A 4,173-nucleotide genomic window follows, 5' to 3' on the forward strand; every position below is an offset into this window, starting at 1 on the left:
TGAAACTGCGATTGCAGCGATTCATGAGGAGCCACGCGTCCTCAGTGAAAAGCGCAGTGTACTCGTTATTGGCGAGTTGTTCACTCGAGTACAGGCTATCCAGTCGGATAATGTTGTCCTCAGCCAACACCCACGACCCGGCCGGGTAGAACGTCAGCGTCACATTGTCTGGCCAGTTCGCGTCGGCGCCGGAACCGGGCATCACTCCGCCCGAGTAAGAGCCGTTCCACTGGTTGCCGTTGTCCAGGTCCTCCGGGTGGTCCATGACCCACTGGATACGGGTGTTCCACTGGGCGAACAGCGCGGTGACCTCCGCGTTGCTGACGCTGCCGTGCGGCCGGTTGAGCTTGCGTTCCAGGTCAATCTTCAAGTACTCGCGGAACCACAGCGGCGCGAAACCCTCCAGCGTTTCGTCCGGCGCCATCCGGTACGTCGTGCGGAACCAGGTGGCCAGGAACCCGACACGCTCAAGCACGGCCTCAGCTGCGGACCCGATGCCGTAGCCGTTGACGCCGTTCGTGCCGGCGGTGTCGTTCGCGGAGAACGCCGGGAGGTTGTCCGACCGGGCCATGATCGTGGAGATGTAGATCCCGTTCATGTACCGCGCGTGCGACAGCAGCGAGTCGGAGATGAACCGCTCCGCGATCGAGGGCCACACATACTCGCGCAAGATTGAACCGGTAATGCACAAGTACGCGAGGTTCAGGCGCTCTTCCTGCCAGTCAGGGCACGGGCCCTGGATGCATTTCTTCGGGTTCTTCTTGAAGAAATCCGGGTCCTTCAAGTCCGGGTCATACATGTGGTTGTAGCCGTGCCAGCTGTTCCGACCCGGGGGGTTGCCGTCCGGCTGGTTCGACTCCGGCGGCTGGTGTTGGTCGGGGAACTGCCACCAGGTAGGCCACTGGATCCCGCCCATGCTCGGCATGGCCATGCTCGGAAGGTCCAGCATGTTCGAACGCTGGGCCAACGGCGGGCACAACTCAAAGTCACGCTGGCTAGGGGCGCACCACACGTCCCCGGGCGGCGTGGGAAGCGGATCCATTGCCGCGGTCACGTTGCCGTTGTTCTTCTCGGCCAGCTGAGCAGCAGCCACCAGCGACCCGCCGGGGAGCTGCTTCTCGTCGGCCACCCGCTCCACAAGTTCAGTGTCGGCGTCGTTGCCGGGCTTGCCGGACGCGGTCAGCGCCTCCGGGTAGCCCTTGTTGACCACCGCCACGGACTTACGGACTTCACCGGTGTTCGGCTGGCCGATCGGCATCGACCGGAACCGCGACAGGGTCGCGTTGGCGACGTCGCGCATGTTCATGTTCTGCCCGGCCGGCACGTCGGGAACGTCAGCCGCGGCAGTGATGAACGGCTTGATCGTGTTCGAGTTCGAGTCCGGCAGCTTCGTGTCCGGCTGGTGTGAGCGCACATCCCCGAAGCTCGGGGCGGCCACGCGGGTGTTCGACCGGGGCGGGGTGATCCGCGGGTTCGACCGCTGGCCGGTCGCCGCGGCCGGAACGGGGTCCGGGCTGCTGGCCGGCTGTGTCGGGACGGTCGCCGCGGGCTGCTGCTCGGCCGGCGTGTCCTGAGCGGGAGCGTCGCCGGCGGAAGACTGGTCGGTTTCCGCGGACTCGCCACCGATCACGCCACTGTCGTCATCCTGCTCGTCGTCCTGGTCGTCGCTCTCGTCGCCGGTGTCGCCGCGCACCTGAGCCATGAGGTTCGACATTTCCGCGTCTAGCTCGGCAGCGGCTTGCGCGCGGTCGTCGCGCTCGGATCGAACCTCGGACAGCACCTGGGCGAGATTGCGGATTTCGCCGGCCTGGCTCGGCTCGTACTTGCCGTCGTTGTAGGCAGACTCGAGCTGTTCAGTCGCGGTCTGCTCAACCTCGTTGAGGTCAGCACCGTCGGTGTCCACAGCTTCTTGGATCTTGCCGCGCAGTTCAGCAACCGGGTCGTCCGCTTGCGAGTTGCTGTAGAGCTGGAGGAGTTCGGAGGCGTCCACGATGGGTCCTTTCGGGCGGAACGGGAGACACATACGTGTGTCTGACTGCGTTCCGCCCGGACCAAATACCAGCAGCGGGCACCCGCCGGGGGGTGCTGCTGGTGTGGATCATACACCCGTTCGGTGGTGTTTCCGTAGCACCAAGTGACCCCCCGGTCAGGTTGGGGATTTGTACACCCGTAGGGCCCCGTAAATCGCGGCGTTGCGGTGCGCCTCGTGCTCACTGGGGTACCGGGCGGTGACCCCGCTCGGGTGGTCCACCGTCCAGTCCCCCACGGTCTCCGACGTTGCGCCCTGCCCGCCGGCGGTCGACGTTCTGGCCATGCTCCCGGCGGTGGCGGCGCTGCGCCGGCTGGACCCACAACAACCCATCAGTTCAACTCCCGTGTTCGGTTCTGCTGGACTCGCCGCGAGCATAGGCACACACACGCCGTTCGGCGGATTCGGCGCGGTTGGCTGCCTGCTCGGCGGATCGTATGTCCCGGGCGATGACGGCCAGGATCGCGATTTCGACCGTCAGCGCGATCGTGTGTGTGACCAGCGCGGACAGCATCGGGCTAGTCTGCGTTCGCTCGGCGTTTCATCGCTTCCCACTCGCGCACCGATGCGCACGCCTCCGCGCGGGACCCCGCATTGACGTCCTGCTTTCCCGGCCAGTTGGTGTCGCCGCTCCGGCACATCTTCTTCGCGGCGTTCACGGCCGTGGCGATCGCGTGGGACTCGCTCATGCTGGACTTGAGGTGCTTCACGATCCGGTCAATGTAGCTGGGCAAGCCGCCTTCCTGGTCAACCCAATTCGCCGCGACGGTCGTGGTGCGGCTGCTGGTCTTGCCGGCCCGGTGCGGCAGCCGGGCGATACGGCGTACGGCGCGCATGTCGTCGTCGGTGAGGTTGTCCAGGTCGTCGGAGCCGAGTTCGGCGCGAGCGATCACGTTTTCCAGGCTCGGTGCGAGCGCCGCACGGGCAGCGGCGGTGACCTCGTGGTCCACGGCCGCGGCGTGTTGGGACGCGCGGTATATCTCCCACCCGAGCGCGGTGGTGTCCACCGTGGGTGACGTGTCGCCGGCGCTGGCCGTGGTGGTTCCGCACTCGGCACAGCCCGCGTCGTCGGTGGTGCCGATGATGCCGGCGGCCACGCACGCCACCAGGGCTCCACCTTCGGCCCACACCGCGCGGGGGGTCGGGTCTGCGAGGGTGGATTGCCCGTCGTGCGCGGCGGACGCGGACAGCGCCACCACACCGTGATCGTCGTCCAGGTGGAATCCGGGCACCGACACCGAGCACGCTGCGAGCAGTTCGTTTTCTCGCCAGTCCCCGCTGATCGAGTACCGGTCGAGCAGCATCACCTGAAACGGCGTCACCCCCGGGCGGACACTGCCGGAGATCCAGATCCCGTGGTCATCGGTGCCGGCCGTCACGTCGGCCACCACGAACCGCGGGTCGTCGTAGTGCGACTGCACCGCCGAAATCGTCGGTAGCGGCTCTTCGGTGGCTGCGTGCCCGCCGGTGGCCAACGGTCCCGTTTTGATGCGCTCGCCGCTGTCAGCAACAACCGGATGCCGGTGGAACCGTGCCAACGAGTCATCACGGAACCGGTCAATGGACACGTCCGGCCGGCCGGCGTGCGCCGTGCCCCACGCGCCGATGTGCCCGTACACCCACCCGTCGTCTGTCACTCGCACTTTCGTCGGCCCCGTCAGTTGGGGATCGGTGAACCGTGCGGCGGGGGGATGTTCGGTGGCGCTGTTGGCGATGCGCTCCGATCGGGACATGCTCGTGCTGTCGGGTTGAGTGGGGATGCTCATCGGGTCATCTCCTCCGGGGGCGGCGTCAGCGGCGACGGGGTTTCCGTGGACGTCGGTGCGGTTCGGTAGCTCGCGGTCGCGGCGCTCGTTGGACTCGGCGGCTTCCTCCGAGTTGAGTACGAGCACGGTGCAGCGGCAGTTCTTCCACAAAGCGGGTGGTGCGGACGTGTCTCCCGGGTACTGCATCGGATACCCGCCGACGGTGAACGGTTCGTCCAGCGGCACGGCTTGCTTATCCGCGTGCCAGTGCGCGGGCCTTACCCGCTGGTCAGTGGTCGCCATCCAGCCCTTGAACATCGGTTCGCCGGCGGTGTCCTGCTGTTGCCGCGCGCCGTCGAGGGTGGCGACGTTCGCGGTTTCCACCGTCAACCACCGGTG

The 4,173-nt window shown here is 66.8% G+C and carries 3 protein-coding genes; all 3 read right to left on the reverse strand.

Annotated features, from left to right (window positions below; genetic code table 11):
- On the reverse strand, positions 1 to 1,990 hold a 1,990-nt coding region (locus FHX42_RS25750), incomplete at its 3' end, for a major capsid protein (protein ID WP_182547071.1).
- 376 nt (positions 1,991 to 2,366) lie between these two features.
- The gene (locus FHX42_RS25755) at positions 2,367 to 2,543 is read right to left on the reverse strand and encodes a hypothetical protein (protein ID WP_182547072.1); all 177 of its coding nucleotides are present in this window, start codon (positions 2,541 to 2,543) and stop codon (positions 2,367 to 2,369) included.
- A 4-nt stretch (positions 2,544 to 2,547) separates the two neighbouring features.
- Positions 2,548 to 4,173, reverse strand: a 1,626-nt coding sequence (locus FHX42_RS25760; RefSeq protein WP_220480902.1) for a phage head morphogenesis protein, incomplete at its 5' end; no start/stop codon positions are given.

Source organism: Halosaccharopolyspora lacisalsi (assembly GCF_014137975.1).
Lineage (GTDB): Bacteria > Actinomycetota > Actinomycetes > Mycobacteriales > Pseudonocardiaceae > Halosaccharopolyspora > Halosaccharopolyspora lacisalsi.

Excerpts from the sequence above, each read along its gene's own strand:
- FHX42_RS25755 (WP_182547072.1), bottom strand. The coding sequence starts at position 2,543 with ATGCTGTCCGCGCTGGTCACACACACGATCGCGCTGACGGTCGAAATC.